17 protein-coding genes and 1 pseudogene are annotated in these 16,982 nt (G+C 70.9%); 8 read left to right on the forward strand and 10 right to left on the reverse strand.

What is annotated here, in order from left to right:
- Positions 1–112 precede the first annotated feature (112 nt).
- Together mqnE and ABT154_RS27670 are read right to left on the reverse strand one after the other, a co-directional pair.
- Positions 113–1,276 (reverse strand): aminofutalosine synthase MqnE, encoded by a 1,164-nt coding sequence (gene mqnE / locus ABT154_RS27665; RefSeq protein WP_351860156.1) that lies wholly within the window; start codon positions 1,274–1,276, stop codon positions 113–115.
- A gap of 91 nt (positions 1,277–1,367) precedes the next feature.
- Positions 1,368–1,823 carry an Lrp/AsnC family transcriptional regulator gene (locus ABT154_RS27670; RefSeq protein WP_351860158.1) on the reverse strand — a complete coding sequence of 152 codons (456 nt, stop codon included), beginning with the start codon at positions 1,821–1,823 and terminating at the stop codon, positions 1,368–1,370.
- Positions 1,824–1,935: 112 nt separating this feature from the next.
- Between ABT154_RS27670 and ABT154_RS27675 the strand changes: the two genes are divergently transcribed.
- Positions 1,936–2,073, forward strand: a complete 138-nt coding sequence (locus ABT154_RS27675) for a hypothetical protein (protein ID WP_199863461.1) — start codon at positions 1,936–1,938, stop codon at positions 2,071–2,073.
- Here the strand turns inward: ABT154_RS27675 and ABT154_RS27680 are convergent.
- The 3 genes from ABT154_RS27680 to ABT154_RS27690 are packed head-to-tail and all read right to left on the reverse strand — an operon-like array spanning position 2,070 to position 5,136.
- Positions 2,070–2,747: a UbiX family flavin prenyltransferase gene (locus tag ABT154_RS27680; protein ID WP_351860161.1), complete on the reverse strand. Its 678-nt coding sequence runs from the start codon at positions 2,745–2,747 to the stop codon at positions 2,070–2,072. The two genes, ABT154_RS27675 and ABT154_RS27680, sit on opposite strands and share 4 nt — an antisense overlap.
- Before the next feature lie 32 nt (positions 2,748–2,779).
- Positions 2,780–3,682, reverse strand: coding sequence for a menaquinone biosynthesis prenyltransferase MqnP (gene mqnP, locus ABT154_RS27685; RefSeq protein ID WP_351860163.1), 903 nt, complete (start codon positions 3,680–3,682; stop codon positions 2,780–2,782).
- The gene (locus ABT154_RS27690) at positions 3,679–5,136 is read right to left on the reverse strand and encodes a menaquinone biosynthesis decarboxylase (protein ID WP_351860165.1); all 1,458 of its coding nucleotides are present in this window, start codon (positions 5,134–5,136) and stop codon (positions 3,679–3,681) included. The genes mqnP and ABT154_RS27690 overlap by 4 nt, the downstream gene beginning before the upstream one ends.
- An 89-nt stretch (positions 5,137–5,225) precedes the next feature.
- Here ABT154_RS27690 and ABT154_RS27695 point away from each other — a divergent pair, with 89 nt between their 5' ends.
- Together ABT154_RS27695 and ABT154_RS27700 are read left to right on the forward strand one after the other, a co-directional pair.
- A complete protein-coding gene (locus ABT154_RS27695; protein WP_351860167.1) occupies positions 5,226–5,615 on the forward strand; it encodes a PLD nuclease N-terminal domain-containing protein in 390 nt (129 codons plus the stop codon).
- Positions 5,615–6,505: a LysR family transcriptional regulator gene (locus ABT154_RS27700; protein ID WP_351860169.1), complete on the forward strand. Its 891-nt coding sequence runs from the start codon at positions 5,615–5,617 to the stop codon at positions 6,503–6,505. Before ABT154_RS27695 ends, ABT154_RS27700 begins: the two co-directional genes overlap by 1 nt.
- On the opposite strand, the gene ABT154_RS27705 is transcribed toward ABT154_RS27700, so the two are convergent.
- On the reverse strand, positions 6,402–7,394 hold the full coding sequence (locus ABT154_RS27705) for a DMT family transporter (protein ID WP_351860171.1): 993 nt from the start codon (positions 7,392–7,394) through the stop codon (positions 6,402–6,404). The two genes, ABT154_RS27700 and ABT154_RS27705, sit on opposite strands and share 104 nt — an antisense overlap.
- 150 nt (positions 7,395–7,544) lie before the next feature.
- On the opposite strand from ABT154_RS27705, the gene ABT154_RS27710 reads away from it, so the two are divergent.
- A complete protein-coding gene (locus ABT154_RS27710; RefSeq protein ID WP_351860173.1) occupies positions 7,545–8,195 on the forward strand; it encodes a flavodoxin family protein in 651 nt (216 codons plus the stop codon).
- A 65-nt stretch (positions 8,196–8,260) separates the two neighbouring features.
- On the opposite strand, the pseudogene ABT154_RS27715 reads toward ABT154_RS27710, so the two are convergent.
- A pseudogene (locus ABT154_RS27715) lies at positions 8,261–8,668 on the reverse strand (XRE family transcriptional regulator); the annotation flags it as partial.
- 136 nt (positions 8,669–8,804) lie between these two features.
- Here ABT154_RS27715 and ABT154_RS27720 point away from each other — a divergent pair.
- From ABT154_RS27720 to ABT154_RS27735, 4 genes are all read left to right on the forward strand, one after another.
- Complete coding sequence (locus tag ABT154_RS27720; RefSeq protein WP_351860175.1) at positions 8,805–9,089, forward strand: winged helix-turn-helix domain-containing protein; 285 nt, start codon at positions 8,805–8,807, stop codon at positions 9,087–9,089.
- A gap of 32 nt (positions 9,090–9,121) precedes the next feature.
- A complete protein-coding gene (locus tag ABT154_RS27725; RefSeq protein WP_351860177.1) occupies positions 9,122–9,574 on the forward strand; it encodes a nucleoside deaminase in 453 nt (150 codons plus the stop codon).
- 180 nt (positions 9,575–9,754) lie between these two features.
- On the forward strand, positions 9,755–11,881 hold the full coding sequence (locus tag ABT154_RS27730) for a hypothetical protein (protein WP_351860179.1): 2,127 nt from the start codon (positions 9,755–9,757) through the stop codon (positions 11,879–11,881).
- Positions 11,882–11,885: 4 nt separating this feature from the next.
- Complete coding sequence (locus ABT154_RS27735) at positions 11,886–13,433, forward strand: type 1 periplasmic-binding domain-containing protein (RefSeq protein WP_351860181.1); 1,548 nt, start codon at positions 11,886–11,888, stop codon at positions 13,431–13,433.
- Positions 13,434–13,516: 83 nt separating this feature from the next.
- Here the strand turns inward: ABT154_RS27735 and ABT154_RS27740 are convergent, their stop codons facing one another.
- Genes ABT154_RS27740 through resB form a run of 3 tightly spaced genes read right to left on the reverse strand, consistent with a single transcriptional unit; the run spans position 13,517 to position 16,982 of the window.
- Entirely contained in the window at positions 13,517–14,047 is a 531-nt protein-coding gene (locus ABT154_RS27740; RefSeq protein WP_351860183.1) for an SRPBCC domain-containing protein, read from the reverse strand.
- Positions 14,048–14,091: 44 nt separating this feature from the next.
- Positions 14,092–15,180, reverse strand: a complete 1,089-nt coding sequence (gene ccsB, locus ABT154_RS27745; protein ID WP_351860185.1) for a c-type cytochrome biogenesis protein CcsB — start codon at positions 15,178–15,180, stop codon at positions 14,092–14,094.
- The gene (gene resB / locus ABT154_RS27750; RefSeq protein ID WP_351860187.1) at positions 15,177–16,982 is read right to left on the reverse strand and encodes a cytochrome c biogenesis protein ResB; all 1,806 of its coding nucleotides are present in this window, start codon (positions 16,980–16,982) and stop codon (positions 15,177–15,179) included. Before resB ends, ccsB begins: the two co-directional genes overlap by 4 nt.

Here is a 16,982-nt window from a genome sequence, read left to right on the forward strand (position 1 = left end):
CGTAGGACCGCGGGGGCGTACGGCCACGGGGGCGTAGGACACACACGGCCGCGGGGCCGTACGCGGAAGGGCCGGTGGGAACTCCCACCGGCCCTTCTCCCTGTCCGAGGCGTCAGACCCGCATCGGCTGCGGCGACTCGCGCCGGTTCTCGTCCGGGCCCGGGTACTCGCGGATGATCTCGTACCGGGTGTTCCGCTCGACCGGCCGGAAGCCCGCGTCGCGGATGAGGTCGAGCAGGTCCTCGCGGCCCAGCTTGTTCGGGGTGCCGTAGTTGTCGGCGTCGTGCGTGATCTTGTACTCGACGACCGAGCCGTCCATGTCGTCGGCGCCGTGCTGGAGCGCGAGCTGCGCCGTCTGCACACCGTGCATGACCCAGAAGACCTTGACGTGCGGCACGTTGTCGAAGAGCAGCCGGGAGACCGCGAAGGTCTTCAGCGCCTCGGCACCGGTCGCCATCGTGGTGCGCGCCTGGAGCTTGTTGCGAACCTTGCCGTCCTGCATGTCGACGAAGTCGTGCTGGTAGCGCAGCGGGATGAAGACCTGGAAGCCGCCGGTCTCGTCCTGGAGCTCACGCAGCCGCAGCACGTGGTCCACGCGGTGGCGCGGCTCCTCGATGTGCCCGTACAGCATGGTCGCCGGGGTCTTGAGACCCTTCTCGTGGGCGAGCCGGTGGATCCGGGACCAGTCCTCCCAGTGGGTGTTGTGGTCCACGATGTGCTGCCGGATCTCCCAGTCGAAGATCTCGGCGCCGCCGCCGGTCAGCGACTCCAGACCGGCCTCGATCAGCTCGTCGAGGATGTCGGAGGCGGACAGCCCGGAGATCGTCTCGAAGTGGTGGATCTCGGTGGCGGTGAACGCCTTGAGGGAGACGTTCGGCAGGGCCTTCTTGAGCTCGGAGAGGGAGCGCGGGTAGTACCGCCAGGGCAGGTTGGGGTGCAGCCCGTTGACGATGTGCAGCTCGGTGAGGTTCTCGTTCTCCATCGCCTTCGCGAGGCGCACGGCCTCCTCGATGCGCATGGTGTACGCGTCCTTCTCACCCGGCTTGCGCTGGAAGGAGCAGTAGGCGCAGGAGGCGGTGCACACGTTCGTCATGTTCAGATGACGGTTCACGTTGAAGTGCACCACGTCGCCGTTCTTGCGCGTCCGGACCTCGTGGGCCAGACCGCCGAGCCAGGCGAGGTCGTCGGACTCGTACAGGGCGATGCCGTCCTCACGGCTCAGCCGCTCACCGCCCCGGACCTTCTGCTCCAGCTCCCGCTTGAGCCCAGCGTCCATCTCCGGCCGCCTCCCTCTATCTCCGAAATAAACCCTGCCAACCGTACTCCCCCACCCTTCGGGCGGGAGGTGCCCCCATTGGCGCTTCGCGTCAGCTCTCTTCGGGCAGCTCCCCGACCCGGTTCTCCCACTTCGTGGAGAGCACGATCGTCGTACGGGTACGGGAGACGCCCTTGGTGCCGCTGAGCCGGCGGATCGTCTTCTCCAGGCCGTCGACGTCGCCGACGCGCACCTTGAGCATGAACGAGTCGTCGCCGGCGATGAACCAGCAGTCCTCGATCTCGGCCAGGTCCTTGAGGCGGCGGGCCACGTCCTCGTGGTCGGCCGCGTCTGAGAGCGAGATACCGATGAGGGCGGTCACACCGAGGCCGAGCGAGGCGGCGTCGACGGTGGCGCGGTAGCCGGTGATGACCCCGGCGGCCTCAAGACGGTTGATGCGGTCGGTGACGGAGGGGCCGGAGAGCCCGACGAGCCGGCCGAGCTCGGCGTACGAGGCGCGTCCGTTCTCACGCAGAGCCTGGATGAGCTGCCTGTCCACGGCGTCCATAGGTAGATGCCTTCCATTGTCCAGCGATACCGCGAGTTTAGGTATAGAATCTAAGGTACACAGGGAAGACGCCCTGTGAATCTTTCAGCTGATCAAAGACGATCTTTCAGGAGTGGTGTTCACCGTGTACACGATCGAGATGGCCTACGCCCGTATGCGCGAGCTGCAGGAAATGGCCAACCGCTCGCGTGCCCACCAGCAGTCCGCCGCCTCGAAGCGTGCCGCCAAGAAGCACGCGAAGAAGCGCTAATCAGACCGGAGGGTCGCTCCGCCGAGCTCTCCCTCCCAACGGCGGTACAGCCGATGCGGCACCCCTGCCGCGTCCAGCACCCGCCCGGCGACGAAGTCCACCAGGTCCTGGATGTGCGTCGCCCCCGCGTAGAACGCCGGAGAGGCGGGCAGCACCACTGCGCCCGCCTCGTCCAGCGCCACCATGTGCTTGAGCGTCTGTCCGTTCAGCGGGGTCTCCCGCACGGCGACCACCAGCGGACGCCGTTCCTTCAGCGTCACGCTCGCGACCCGCTGCAGCAGGTCCTTCGAGAGCCCCAGTGCCACTCCCGCCACCGCCGCGGTCGAGGCCGGCACCACCAGCATCCCCTTCGCCGGGTACGAACCCGAGGACGGCCCCGCGGCCAGGTCCCCGGCCGCCCAGTACCGCACGTCCTCAAGACGCCCCGACATGTCGAAGGTCTCCGGCTTCCCGTCGGCGCCCCGCGCCAGCCAGGCCGCCAGGTCCTCGCGCCAGTGCGCGTCCCTGAACGAGATCCCCGTCTCGTCGAGCAGCGTCAGCCGCGAGGCACGCGACACGACGAGGTCGACGCTCTCCCCCGCGGCGAGCAGACCCCGCAGCACGGACGCCGCGTACGGCGTACCCGACGCCCCGGAGACCCCCACGATCCAGGGGGTGCGCTTGCCGTCGTTCATGCCGTCGAGCCTATCCGTCATCGGGCCGGGGACTACGGGGTGAGCCCGCGGACCAGCAGGTCGAGCAGGGCGCACACGAACAGCGCCATCCCGATGAAACCGTTCACCGTGAAGAACGCCCGGTTCAGCCGCGACAGGTCGTGCGGCTTCACGATCGAGTGCTCGTAACAGAAGGCGGCCACCACGATCACCAGGCCGACCCAGAAGAAGACACCCGCGTCGGTCGCCAGGGCGTACCAGACGAGCAGGCCGGTGGTGAGGACCGCCGAGGCGCGGGCGCCCCACAGCGCGGCCGGGATGCCGAAGCGGGCCGGGACCGACATCACGCCGTGCGCCCGGTCCGCCCGCACGTCCTGACAGGCGAAGATCAGGTCGAAGCCGCCGATCCAGACGCCCACCGCCAGACCGAGGATCACCGCGTCCCAGGACCACTCACCGGTCACCGCGAGCCATGCGCCGATCGGCCCTATGGCCTGGGCGAGGCCCAGGATGGCGTGCGGGAAGTTGGTGAACCGCTTGCCGTACGGATAGACCACCATCGGGATGACGGCGAGCGGCGCGAGCGCCAGACAGAGCGGGTTGAGCAGGGCCGCGGCGCCGAGGAAGACGACGACGGCGATCCCGGCCCCGGTCCACGCCGAGCGCACGGACACCGCGCCGGTCACCAGCTCGCGGCTCGCGGTACGCGGATTACGCGCGTCGATCTCGCGGTCGATGATCCGGTTGCAGGCCATCGCGAAGGTCCGCAGCCCCACCATGCAGACGGTGACCAGGAACAGCGTCCACCAGTGGATGTTCTTGTCCACCTGGTACATCGCGGTGAGCGCGGCGGTGTACGCGAAGGGCAGCGCGAAGACCGAGTGCTCGATCATCACCAGGCGCAGGAACGCCTTCGTACGTCCCGGCCTGGCGCCGGGTACGGCGGCCGTGGTCACAGGCCGTACTCCTTCCAGCGGCGGTCCACGAGGGCCGCCGTCGCCGGGTCCGACTCCACCATGTCCGGCCAGCCGCCGTCCCGGGTGTAGCCCTCCTCGGGCAGCTTCTTCGTCGCGTCGATACCGGCCTTGCCGCCCCAGAACTGCTGGTAGGAGGCGTGGTCGAGGTGATCGACGGGGCCCTCGACGACCGTGAGGTCGCGGGCGTAGTCGGTGTTGCCCAGGGCCCGCCAGGACACCTCGTGCAGGTCGTGCACGTCGCAGTCCTTGTCGACCACGATGATCAGCTTGGTCAGCGACATCATGTGCGCGCCCCAGATGGCGTGCATGACCTTCTGCGCGTGCTTCGGGTACTTCTTGTCGATCGAGACGATCGCGCAGTTGTGGAAGCCGCCCGACTCCGGCAGGTGGTAGTCGACGATGTCCGGCACGATGATCTTGAGGAGCGGCAGGAAGAAACGCTCCGTCGCGCGGCCCAGCGGCCCGTCCTCGGTCGGCGGCCGGCCGACGACGATGGACTGGAGCAGCGGACGCTTCCGCATCGTCACACAGTCGATCTTCAGCGCCGGGAAGGGCTCCTGCGGCGTGTAGAAGCCGGTGTGGTCGCCGAAGGGACCCTCCGGCAGCATCTCGCCGGGCTCCAGCCAGCCCTCGATGACGACCTCGGCCTGCGCCGGGACCTGGAGCGGGACGGTCTTGCAGTCGACCATCTCGATCCGCTTGCCCTGCACGAAGCCGGCGAAGAGGTACTCGTCGATGTCACCGGGCAGCGGGGCCGTCGAGGCGTACGTGACGGCCGGCGGGCAGCCGAAGGCGATGGCGACCGGCAGCCGCTCCCCCTTCGCCGCCGCGACGGCGTAGTGGTTCCGGCTGTCCTTGTGGATCTGCCAGTGCATGCCGATGGTGCGCTTGTCGTGCCGCTGGAGGCGGTAGAGCCCGAGGTTCCGGACACCGGTCTCGGGGTGCTTGGTGTGGGTGAGCCCCAGGTTGAAGAAGGAGCCGCCGTCCTTGGGCCAGGTGAACAGCGCGGGGAGCTTGTCGAGATCGACGTCGTCGCCGGTGAGGACGACCTCCTGCACGGGCGCGTCCCCGGCCTTCACCTTCTTCGGCGGCACGTGGACCATCGAGCCCAGCTTGCCGAAGGCCTCGCGGACGCCGACGAAACCGTGCGGCAGCTCGGGCTTGAGCAGCCCGCCGATCTTCTCGCTGATCTCGCCGTACGACTTCAGGCCGAGGGCCTTGAGCAGCCGGCGGTCCGTGCCGAAGACGTTCATCGCGAGCGGCATCGAGGAGCCCTTGACGTTCTCGAAGAGAAGCGCGGGACCCCCTGCCTTGTTCACCCGGTCGACGATCTCCCCGACCTCCAGGTACGGGTCGACTTCGGCCTTGATGCGCTTGAGGTCGCCTTCGCGCTCGAGGGCCCTGAGCAGCGAGCGGAGATCGTCGTAAGCCATGGGGGCAAGTATCCGCCACCCGATAGGCTTGGCCTGTCACCGGGGCCTGCGAAACGAGCCCCGCCACCGCTTCCAGGGGGCTGTCCCACATGCTCAGGGCGCTGCTGTTCATCCTGCCGCTGGCGCTGATGATCTACGCCTTCATCGACTGCCTGAACACCCCGGAGGAAGAGGTCAAGCACCTTCCGAAGCCGGTCTGGGCCATCGTCGTCCTGCTGTTCTCGGTGGTCGGCGCGATCGGCTGGATCGTCGCGGGCAAGGAGCGGCGGCCGAGGACCGGGCGCGGCGCGGGCGGCTGGGTGGCCCCCGACGACAACCCGGAGTTCCTGAAGTCCCTCAGGGACGACAAGAAGGACGAGCGGGTGGCGGACGGACCGCGCGGCGAGGACGACTCGGCCCTGAGGGACTGGGAGGCGGACCTCCGCCGCCGCGAGGAAGAGCTGAAGAAGCGCGAGCGCGACGAGGACACCGAGAGCTGATGGAGCTGCGGCTCCTCGCCACCTTCGAGAAGGTGGCCGAGGTCCTCTCCTTCACCCGGGCCGCCGCCGATCTCGGTTACGCCCAGTCCAGCGTCACCGGCCAGATCCGGTCGCTGGAGTCCTCGCTCGGCGTGGAGCTGTTCGAGCGGCTCGGCAGCCGCATCCGGCTCACCGAGGCCGGTGAACGCCTCCTGCCGTACGCCCGCCGGATGGCCGAGCTCGCGGAGGAGGCCCGTACGGCCGTCGCGGTCACCGGGGACCCCTCCGGGACGATCGCCGTCGGCACCATGGAGTCCCTGACCTCCTACCGGCTGCCGCCGCTCCTGGAGTACTTCCACCACCGCTACCCGGGTGTCCGGCTCACCCTGCGGCCCACGCTCGGCGACGCGACCCGGCAGGCGCTGCGGCAGGGCACGTACGACGTGGGCTTCCTGATGGAACCCGGCACGGAGCACGAGGGCCTGGAGTCGGAGGTCCTGGCCCCCGAGCCCCTGGTCCTGGTGGCGGGACCGGACCACCCCCTCGCCGGCCGTACGGCCCTGACCGCCGAGGACCTGGCCGGAGCGCAGCTGGTGGGCACCGAGCCGGGCTGCCCGTACCGCGACCTCTTCGAGCGGGCGCTGCGGGAGTGGGCGCCGCCGTTCATGGAGTTCGGCACGATCGAGGCGACGAAGCGGGGCGTGGCCGGGGGCCTGGGGGTGGCGCTGCTGCCCCGGGTGACGGTGGCGGAGGAACTGGCGTCGGGAACGCTGGTGGAGCTGGCGTGGGAGGCCCCGTTCACCCTGTTCACCCAGCTGGCGTGGCGACGGGGGAAGCGGCTTCCGGCGCATGTCCGGCTGTTCGTGGAGCAGGCGCGGAGGCTGGTGCGGGAGCAGAGTCCGACGGACTGAGGTCGGGGTTGTCCCGTACGGGTCCGGAGGCTGGGGTCCGTGCCCCCGACAGGGTGACCCCGAGGCTGGCGAGCACGATCAGCGGGACGCCGAGCGCCTGGACGAGCCCGATGTGATGCCCGTACACGGCCCAGTCGACGCCCATGGCGACGGCGGGGTAGGTGAAGGCCAGCACGGCGATCTTGGCGGTGGGCAGCTTGGCGTAGGCGGCGTACATGAGCACGTACATCAGCCCGGTGTGGATGACCCCGAGCCCGACGAGCCAGGCCCAGCCGGCACCGATGCCGCCCAGCTCGCCGAAGCCGGCGAAGGGCAGCAGCAGGGGCAGCCCGACGAGCACCTGGACGAGGGCGACGAGATGCGGCCGGACGCCGGTGATCCGCCTGGTGACGAAGGTGGCGAGGGCGTAGAGCACGGCGGCGGCGAGGGCGAGGCCGAGCCCCTTGAGGGAGGCGGTGTCCCCCGGCCGGACGCCGGAGACGAGGACGAGCCCGCCGAAGGCGAGCGCGAGCCACCCGAGCCTGCCGCCGGAGATCCGCTCCCGGGTGAGGACGGCCCCGAGCAGCACCAGGAAGAAGGGCTGGGTGTGGTAGACGACGGTGGCGAGGGAGATGGAGGTGGCTTCGTACGCCTCGAACAGGAACACCCAGTTGAAGACGATGAACACGCCACCGAGGGCGGCGAGCCCGAACGTCCGGGGGGTGAACCCGTGCCCGGTGAAGAACCCCCGGACGAGGCTGTAGAGCCCGAGCGCGAGCGCCCCGAAGAGGCACCGGAAGAACACCACGGTGAAGGGGGACGCCCCGGACTCGACGACGAAGACGCCGAGGGTGCCGGAGAGCACCATGGCGAGGGTGAGTTCGACGGTTCCCCTGGTCTCGTTTCTCATGGGAACGACGCTACGAACGGGGCGGGTGCCGGTCCACGAGCCAGTGGGGGGCGCTGCCGATGGGGCCGATAGCGGGAGGCGATGGACCGAGGAATACCCCTGGGGAAAGGGGAGTTGGCACCGGAACACCCCTGACACCGGAGCACCGACATGACTCTAGAGACGGCAAGTGGATCACCCCGAGCACTCGACGGGGACGACACGAGCAAGTCCGCCCGCTCGTTCCTCTTCGTCCTCGGCAGCTCGCGCTCCGACGGCAACACCGAGATCCTGGCCCGCGAGGCCGCGGCGCAGCTGCCGCCCGAGGTGCCGCAGCGCTGGGTGGACCTGAACCGGCTGCCGCTGCCCGACTTCCAGGACGGCCGGCACGAGACCACCGGATGGCCGGCGGACGAGAACGAGGAGCTGCTGCGCCGGGCGACGCTGGAGGCGACGGACATCGTCATCGCCTCGCCCCTGTACTGGTACACCCTGTCGGCCCAGACGAAGCGCTACCTCGACTACTGGTCGGGCTGGCTGAACGTCCCGGACTCGGACTTCAAGGAGCGCATGACGGGCCGCACGCTGTGGGGCGTGACGGCGATGGCCCACGAGGAACACGAGGTGGCGGAAGGCCTGAAGACGGCCCTGCACCACTCGGCGGCCTACCTGGGCATGAACTTCGGCGGCGTACTGATGGGCACGGCCTCCCGACCGGGCCGCATCCACGCCGACGAACAGTCCCTCCTCCGAGCCAAGACCTTCTTCGCCGGCGCCACTCCGCTCGCGCGCTTCCCCTTTGAGGAGGAGGCCGCCGCGTAGGAACCCTGCCGGTCGCGGTTCCTCCAGACCACGTTCCTCTCCGCGTAGGAGACTCCGGGGTGCCACTCCCGGGCGTGGCCGTACTTCTGGAGCGTCGCCTTCGACGTGGACGTGTCGACGAGACTCAGCTCCCAAGGTCCGGTGTTGACGTCGAAGTCCTTGCCGAAGCCGACCCACTTGCCCGCCATGCGCCGGCCGGTCGGTTCCACGAGCATCTGGATCGCACCGTGGTAAAGGGCGCCCTGGTAGTAGCCGTCGGCTGCGGTCTGTTCGCCCCACGAGCCGGTGACGACACTGCGATCGACGGTGAGGTCGAGGCTGAGCGGACTGCCCGGGTTGCTGGACGCTCCGGGCAGGCTCTGGCCGGTCAGCCGAGTGCCGTGCTGAAGCAGCACGACGTAGTGCTTGGCCTCGCATGTCTCGCCGCGCGAGGAACTGAAGAACTCGTACCGTGACAGCCAGACGCCCGAGTAGTTCATGCCGTCCGCTCCAGCGGCGATCGGAAGCCGTCGAGCGGCGCCGTCCGCTCCTGGGCGTAGGGGGACCGCCGGGCGGGGGCGCGGCACCCGGGGCCGGGGCGCCGGTCGGGGGTGGGTGACCGGGCGGGGCGTGACCGACCGCAGCCAGATCCCCGAGTTCGCCCCGCAGGGCCCCCAGCTGGTCTACGTCGCGGTGGCCGACCACATCGCCGCCCGCATCTCGGCCGGAGAGCTGACCCCGGGCGCCCGTCTGCCCGCCGAGCGGGACCTGGCGGAGGAGTACGGCGTCGCCTACCTGACGGTCCGACGCGCGGCCCGGGTCCTGCGTGAACGAGGGCTGATCCTCACCGTTCACGGCAAGGGCACCTTCGTCGTCGAGTCCCTCCCGACGGACGAAACCCACCCCCACGCGTGACCTTCCCGCTCCGCCGGGGAAGAGTCACGTCCATGGACCAGGATCAAGCCCGGCGGCGGCTCGCCACCGCTCTTTCCGAAGCCCGTGCCGGGCTCGCCGAGGGTGGGATTCCGATCGGCGCCGCCCTCTACGGCCCCGACGGCGCCCTGCTCGGGCGCGGGCGCAACCGGCGGGTGCAGGACGGGGACCCGTCCGCGCATGCCGAGACCGAGGCCTTTCGGGCCGCCGGACGGCAGCGCTCGTACCGGGGTACGACGATGGTGACCACCCTCTCGCCCTGCTGGTACTGCTCCGGGCTCGTGCGGCAGTTCGGCATCTCCCGGGTGGTCGTCGGGGAGGCCGAGACCTTCCGCGGTGGGCAGGACTGGCTGGCCGGGCACGGGGTCGAGGTGATCGTGCTCGACGATCCCGAATGCGTGTCCCTGATGCGGGAGTTCATCGCCGCCCACCCGTCCCTGTGGAACGAGGACATCGGCGATGAGTGAAGCTGGCCTGCCGATGAATGATCTCGCCCGCGACCCCGCCCCGCAGCTGCCGGCCGCCGACAAGCGGCGGCACGCCGTCGCCACCGGCCGGCAACACATCCACAACAGACTCGAAAAGCCGCCCGCTTTCCCAACACACCGTCGATATCCTGAAGTTGACTGTGACGGGGGTGACGGGGAGTGGACAGGGAGCTGTACGGCCGCGAGGCGGTCCTGGACGAGGCCGGGCTGGTCGCGCGGCTCAGCGGGCTCACCCGGCACGGCGCCGCCCGGGTGCCGTTCGAGCACGGGGACGACCCGCCGGTCACCGTCTTCACCGGCGGGCGCGGTACGGGCAAGACCGCCCTGCTCAAGGAGGTCCGCAACCGCTACAAGGGGTACACCCCGCTCGCCTACCTCGACTGCGCCCACATCGAGCCGCCCGCCGACCACGGCCCCGGCTGGACCCCGGTCACCGGAGCCCTCTCCGAGCTGGGCGTGCAGTTGTCGCCGAAGGTGCTCGGCGCCAGGCCCGTGCGGTTCCCCCGACTCTCGCTCGGCCTGGTCGCCGTCGCCTCGCTCGCCTGGTCCCGCGAGGACGACGACCGCGCCCGGCGCGACCTGCTGCGGCTCGGGCCGCTGCTCGCGACCGTCGACGCGACCCGGGGCGCCGCCGCCAACTGGGTCGGCAAGGTCCTCGCCAAGCTCGCCGCCACCTTCGCCGAGGCCACCGCCCCGCTCGCCGGACTCCTCGCCGAGGCCACCGTCGAGACCGTCCTGGAGGAGGTGTTCGGCCGACTCCAGCGCACTTCCGAGAGCTGGTACGGGAGTTACCGCAACGCCGGCGGGCGCGGCAAGGCCGGACTCCAGCAGCTCGCGATCGACTTCGAGCAGGGCGGCCGGCGCCGCCGCGAGGCCGAGGACTTCCTCGTCGGCGCGCTCACCGAGGACCTGCTGCACGCCTACACCGGGCTCCGGCGCGGCAGCCGCATCGGCCGCCCGCTGCTCCTCCTCGACAACGCCCACGAGCCCCTCGGCCGGCAGCTCGTCGAACCGATCCTGCGCGCGCGGGCCGCAGAAGGACGCCGCGACCGGACCGTCGTCCTCGCCGGCTCCCGGGTCCGGGACCACGAGGGCCTGCGGCACGCCACCCGCGTCCGGCTGCCGGAGACCGCGCACCGGGCGCCCTGCCCGCGACGCGCGACGAGCGTCGGCTCCGGCATCCTCGCCGTCGAACTGACCCCGCTCTCCCCCGCCCAGACCCGCTCCGCCTTCGACCACCACGACCCGGCCGGCCGCAATCCCCCCGAACTCGCCCGCGCCGTTCACGGGTTGACCGGCGGCCGGCCGCTCGGCGTCGCCCTGCTCGGCCGCGCAGCCGGGGAGGCACCCGCGCACCTGCGGGCCGGACTGACCCCCGGCGGACTCCTCGATCTGACGGTGGAACTCCGTGAGGACGCCCCGCCGGTGCCCGTCGCCGCCACCCTCCTCACCGAACTCCTCCCGGTACGGCGGCCCGGCCCGTACGCCGTGCTCGCCGCCGCCCACGACGAGGAGTCCGCCCGGATGCTCGCCCACGCCCGGCTCCAGGGCGAGTCCCTGGACGGGGACGTGGCGCTGCGCGTCCGCGACCGGCTGCGCTCCGAGGACTGGCCGGAGGCGCCCGGCCACTTCGTCGCCGACCCGCTGCTGCGCGCCCTGCTCCTGCACCGGCTCCGCTTCGAGGACGGCGACCATCCCCGGTACGCCGCGTGGCGCGCCGTCCACGAGACCCTGCACCGGCACTACGGGCCCGAGCCCGGCCCGTACCGGCTCCATCACGACCTGGCGCTCGGCCGCACCGAGGAGGCCGTCGTCCATCTGCGGGACACCTTCGCCGGTCCCGACGTCCTCGGCTGGCTGGGGCGGCTGCGGTTCATCGCCTCCGCCCCGTACCCCCGCGAACGGAACCTGACCGGCCCCGACCCGCGCCGGGCGATCGCCCTCGGGCAGGGCCCGGCCGGGGGCCTGGCTCCGGGGGACCCTACGCCGGGACGGGACCTCCCGGCCGCCGGCGGCCCGGGTCCCGACGCCCCTGGTCCCGACGCCGGCAGCACCGAACTCCATCTCGCCGTACGGCGCCTGCTGCACGCCGTATGGCTGCTCACCGATCCGCTGGCGCTGCCCGACGAGGAGGTGGCCGACCGTCTCGCTCACGAGCTGCGCCGACTGTCCGGCCGGCATCTGACGGGCAGCGGTTCGCTCTGGGACGCGGCCACCCACTGGCCGCGCGACATCCGAGCCCGGCGGGACCTGTCCCTGCCGCCGGGCCGCGAGGACGGAGTCTGACGCCATGCCCGACCGACCGTTCGACCCCCTGCGCCGCCGCGTCCGCACCCCCCGCCAGAAGCTCGTCGCCTCCGTCGTCACCGCCGCCGTCGTCCTGGGCGTCGGCGGCTACGGCATCGCCCGGCTCACCACCCCGGAGGACCGTTCCTGCGCCCCCGGCGTCGCCCGCCCGGCCGGCAGCGAGGAGTGCGTCGGCGTCAACGGCTCCGGCCACGACTTCGGCATCGGGGACCTCAAGGACGTCGCCGAGGCCATCCGCGCCGAGAACGCCACGCTCAAGGACGGCGAGTACGTCACCGTCGCCGTCCTGCTGCCCCTGACCGCCCCCGACAGCGGCATGCGGATCAAGGTGCTCCACGAGATCCAGGGCGCGTACGCCTACCAGTACCGGGCCAACCACGAGTCCAACAGCGAGACTCCGAAGATCCGCCTGGCCCTCGCCAACACCGGCAAGGGCAACGCCCACTGGCGCGAGACCGTGGACCGGCTCATCGCCATGACGGGCGCCCCCGACCGGCTGCGGGCCGTCTCCGGCGTCGCGACCTCCTCCACCGAGGTACGGGAGTCGGTGGCCGCCCTCACCGCCGCCGGGATCGCCGTCGTCGGCACCACGATCACCGCCGACGACATCGCCAACGGCCCCGGGGCCGGACACAACCGCTACCCGGGGCTCGCCCGCGTCTCCCCCACCAACACCGACGAGGCCAAGGCCCTCTCGCACTTCGGCCGGGTGGACGCCACCAAGGCCTTCCTCGTCCAGGACACCCGGACCGGCGACCACTACACCGACACCCTCAAGGCCGCCTTCACCGCCAACCTCAAGGGCGCCCCGCACGAACCGGGGCTCTTCACCTCGCCCGCCGACCCCACCGAGGACGGCACCACCGCCAACACCTTCCGTCAGATCACCCATCTGATCTGCGACACCCGCGCCGAGACCGTCTTCTTCGCGGGCCGCCACACCCAGCTCCGGCAGTTCATCAACGCCCTCGGCTCGCGCGGCTGCACCGACCGCGCCTTCACCGTCCTCACCGGCGACGAGGGCTCCTACCTGGGCGCGGACAAGCAGCTCGACCGCAAGGCGCTGAAGGCGAAGCTGACCGTGCGATACGCCTCGCTCGCCCATCCGGACGCATGGAAGCCCGCACCGGGGCGGCGGATCCCGGCGACGGGCGGTTCGGTGGTGGCGTACTCGACGTTCCTGACGGACATCGCCCGCGCCGCGAAGGAGCCGGTGGCGCTCGCGGACGGCCAGGCGATCATCGCGTACGACGCGATGGCGACGGCGGTCCACGCCATCCGCCAGGCCACCCCGGACGGCTCGGCGTACCCGACGAAGGAGGACGTGGGGACGCAGTGGCCGCAGGTCAAGGGCTCGCTGCGGGTGCGGGGCGCGAGTGGCTGGATCTGCCTGGACAACTACGGGAACCCCTACGACAAGGCGGTCCCGATCGTGGAACTGGCGCAGGACGGCACCCAGCGCTTCGTCCAGATCGCCTGGCCGGAGGGCAGACCGCCGACGGAGTCCTGCCTGCCGCCGAAGCGGGGGTGAACCGGGGGCCGCCGGGACCCTTACGGGATCCCTCCCCCTATGGGCCCGCAGCTCCCCTGGGGCCCCTAGGGAACCCCAGGCCCCTACGGCTCCCACTTCGGCCAGGGCGCCTCGTCCCTCTCGTACAGCTCCCGCAGGTGCCGCCACCGCTCGGGCGTCCACGTCCTCCAGTCCGAGGGGTGGCCGTCCAGGGCCGCCGCGAGCCGTTCGAAGTGCTCGTGCCACCCGGCGAGGCGGTCGAGCCGGTACTCACGGGTGCCGCGGAACTCGTTGCTGAAACGCAGCACGGTCGACCCGTCGCCCCCGGACCCCGGTTCCAGATGGAACCGGATCCGGCCGTGCGTCGGATCGACCGTGTACTCGGCCACGACATCGGGGTCCCAGGCGGTCACCCGCCCCGAGACCTCCGTGTCGCTGTTCAGCCAGCGGAGGGTGACCCGGCCGCCGAGCCGGGGTTCCAGCGGGTCCGCCTCGCAGAGCCAGCCGGGCAGCCCCTCCGGGGAGGCGACGGCCGCCCAGACCAGGGGCAGCGGATGCGGCAGCTCCATGACGTACCGCAGCAGGTGCGTGTCCCCGTCGTGGGTCTCGCTCCTGCCCCGGGGTATCTCGCTCATACCTCAAGCGTGGCCCCGGGGCCCGTCACCCGCTAGCGCAGGGCTCAGACGCCCGCGTAGGAGTGCTTGCTGCTGACGAAGATGTTGACGCCGTAGTAGTTGAACAGGAAGCAGGCGAAGGCGATGAGCGCGATGTACGCGGCCTTCCGCCCCTTCCAGCCGGCCGTCGCGCGCGCGTGCAGGTACGCGGCGTAACCGACCCACGTGATGAAGGACCAGACCTCCTTGGCGTCCCAGCCCCAGTAGCGGCCCCACGCGTCGCCGGCCCAGATGGCGCCCGCGATGATCGTGAAGGTCCAGAGCGGGAAGACGGCGGCGTTGACCCGGTACGAGAACTTGTCGAGCGAGGCCGCGGAGGGCAGCCGCTCCATGACGGAGCGGGCGAAGGCGCCCGGGTTGCCGCCGGTCGCGAGCTTGTTCTCGTACGAGTCGCGGAAGAGGTACAGCAGGGTTCCGACCGCGCCGATGTAGAAGACGGCGCCGCAGAAGATCGCGGTGGAGACGTGGATCCACAGCCAGTACGAGTCGAGCGCGGGGACCAGCTGGTCGCTGGGGGTCTTCAGCCAGGTGGTGGCCATGCCCAGGTCGAGCAGGACCGTGGTGACCAGCGGCAGACCGATCCAGCGGATGTTCTTCTTGGCGACGAGGAAGCCGAGGTACGCGCCGACCGCCACCGTCGAGAAGGTCGTGGAGAACTCGTACATGTTGCCCCAGGGGGCCCGCTGCACGGAGAGCGCCCGGGCGATCACGCCCGCCGCCTCGACCGCGAAGGCGAGGACGGTGAGCGAGATGGCGATACGGCCGTACAGGTCGCCCTTGACCGTGCCGCCGGCGGCGCCGGGGCCGTCAGGGACGTCCCGGGTGCCGGCCGCGGAGCGCGTGACGACCTTCGGCCTCTCCAGGACGGCGGTTCCTCCGGCCTGCTTGACCCGGACGGTCACGGCGGCGGGGGCGGCGGTGCCCGAGGCGCGGTCGGTCAGCGCGGCGGCGGTACGGCCGACCTTGCTGCGGCTGCCGAGCACCCATTCGGCGATGTGGGCGAAGAAGGCGAGGGTGTAGACGGCCATCGAGGAGTAGATGAGCAGGTCGCTCATCCGCGCCAGGCTCTCGTTGGTCGTGGCGGCGAGGATCACTTGTCGGCCTCTCCAGAAAGGGCAGGGTCTTCCGCGGGTTCTTCGAGTTCTTCGGGTTCTTCGAGTTCTTCCACGGGTTCCGGTACGGCCTCCGGATCGGCTTCGGTCACGTCACCCCGTACGGGGTCGGTCCCGTCTTCCCGTACGGGATCCGCATCGGCTTCCGGCGCCGGCGGCGCGTCGGCCGTGAGGGCGACCGCCAGGTCACCCAGTTCCTCGGGGAGCTTCGCGGACTCGCTCCGGCCGAGGCCCGCCATCTCGACGACGGTCACCCCGTCCGCACCGCGCACGGCCCGGACCCAGACCCGGCGCCGCTGGATGAAGAGCGAGCCGGTCAGTCCGGCGATCGCGGCGATCGCGCCCGTGAGCGCGAGGCCGTTGCCGGGCTGCTGCGAGATCTGGAAGCTGGCCCACTCCTTGACGTCCTTCTCGAAGGTGATCGAGCCGGCGCCGCCGGGCAGCGTCATGGTCTCGCCGGGCAGCATCCGCTGGGCGAGCTTGTTGCCGGACGCGTCCATGAACTGCTTCATCTTGGACTTGTCGAGCTGGTACACGTTCTGCGGCAGTCCGGAGTTGACCCGCAGGTCGCCGTGGAAGCCCGTGAGCGCCATGACGGGGAAGTCGAGCCCGGGGAACTGCGAGAACATCGTGCCCTTGCCGGCGCCCGCGAAGGTCGGCACGAAGAAGGCCTGGAAGCCCAGCTGCTCCTTCTTGCCGTTCTTGTCGCGGTAGCCGTCCATGACCTTGATGGCACCGGTGGACGTGATGTTGTTGTCGATGGGCAGCAGCGGTACGGCGCCGTGGAAGACGGTCTTGCCGCGGCCGTCCTTGACGGTGACCACGGGCGCGTAGCCGTGGGCGATCAGATAGACCTTGGAGTCGCCCACCTTGAGCGGCTCGTTGACCCGGATGACCGCCTTCTCGTCGGCGCCGCCCCGGGAGTAGGTGACGGCCGCCTCGAAGGTGCGGGGGGTGCCGCGCTGGGGGCCGTTCTTCTCGTACGTGCCGTTGAACGAGTCGAGCGTGAAGCTGAACGGCTCCAGCTCGTCGACGCCGAACTGCGAGCCGGACTTGAAGTCGTCGTACTGGGTGAGCGTGTTGGAGAAGCCGTCGCCCTCGACGATCAGCTTGCCGCCCTCGGACTTGAAGAGCTGGCCCCAGGCGAAGGCGACGAGCATCACGATCAGGGCGACGTGGAAGGCCAGGTTCCCGGCCTCGCGGAGGTAGCCCTTCTCGGCGGCGACCGCGTTCCCCGCCGTGTGGGCGCGGAAGCGGCGTCCCTTGAGGAGGGTGAGCGCGGCCTCGCGGACCCGCTCGGGCTCGGCCTCGGTACGCCAGGTGGTGTACGCGGGGAGCCGGTCGAGGCGCTTGGGGGCGCCCGGCGGGCGGCTGCGGAGCTGGCCGACGAACTGCCAGCTGCGCGGCACGATGCAGCCGATGAGGGAGACGAACAGCAGGATGTAGATCGCGGAGAACCACACCGAGCTGTAGACGTCGAAGAACTGGAGCTTCTCGTAGAGCGGGGTGAGGGTCTCGTGGGCGTCCTTGAAGGCCTGCACCTTCAGCTCGTCCGCGCTGGTCTGCGGGATGAGGGAGCCGGGGACGGCGCCGAGGGAGAGCATGAAGAGCAGGATCAGCGCGACCCGCATGGACGTCAGCTGCCGCCAGAACCAGCGGACCCAGCCGACGACCCCGAGGGCGGGTCCGCCGATCGCGGTGTCCTCCCGGGGGGCGGTCGACAGCTGCGCCCGGGCCGCCTCCTCCGGGGCCGCGGTGTTCTCCGTCGTATCGGTCTTGCTCAT

This window comes from Streptomyces sp. NPDC001728, assembly GCF_040297565.1.
Lineage (GTDB): Bacteria > Actinomycetota > Actinomycetes > Streptomycetales > Streptomycetaceae > Streptomyces.

Excerpts from the sequence above, each read along its gene's own strand:
- ABT154_RS27690 (WP_351860165.1), bottom strand. The coding sequence starts at position 5,136 with ATGGCTTACGACGATCTCCGCTCGCTGCTCAGGGCCCTCGAGCGCGAA.
- ABT154_RS27710 (WP_351860173.1), top strand. The coding sequence starts at position 7,545 with ATGACTCTAGAGACGGCAAGTGGATCACCCCGAGCACTCGACGGGGAC.
- ABT154_RS27740 (WP_351860183.1), bottom strand. The coding sequence starts at position 14,047 with ATGAGCGAGATACCCCGGGGCAGGAGCGAGACCCACGACGGGGACACG.
- ABT154_RS27695 (WP_351860167.1), top strand. The coding sequence starts at position 5,226 with ATGCTCAGGGCGCTGCTGTTCATCCTGCCGCTGGCGCTGATGATCTAC.
- mqnE (WP_351860156.1), bottom strand. The coding sequence starts at position 1,276 with ATGGACGCTGGGCTCAAGCGGGAGCTGGAGCAGAAGGTCCGGGGCGGT.
- ABT154_RS27735 (WP_351860181.1), top strand. The coding sequence starts at position 11,886 with ATGCCCGACCGACCGTTCGACCCCCTGCGCCGCCGCGTCCGCACCCCC.
- ABT154_RS27670 (WP_351860158.1), bottom strand. The coding sequence starts at position 1,823 with ATGGACGCCGTGGACAGGCAGCTCATCCAGGCTCTGCGTGAGAACGGA.
- ABT154_RS27700 (WP_351860169.1), top strand. The coding sequence starts at position 5,615 with ATGGAGCTGCGGCTCCTCGCCACCTTCGAGAAGGTGGCCGAGGTCCTC.
- resB (WP_351860187.1), bottom strand. The coding sequence starts at position 16,982 with ATGAGCAAGACCGATACGACGGAGAACACCGCGGCCCCGGAGGAGGCG.
- ABT154_RS27705 (WP_351860171.1), bottom strand. The coding sequence starts at position 7,394 with ATGAGAAACGAGACCAGGGGAACCGTCGAACTCACCCTCGCCATGGTG.
- ABT154_RS27680 (WP_351860161.1), bottom strand. The coding sequence starts at position 2,747 with ATGAACGACGGCAAGCGCACCCCCTGGATCGTGGGGGTCTCCGGGGCG.
- ABT154_RS27725 (WP_351860177.1), top strand. The coding sequence starts at position 9,122 with ATGGACCAGGATCAAGCCCGGCGGCGGCTCGCCACCGCTCTTTCCGAA.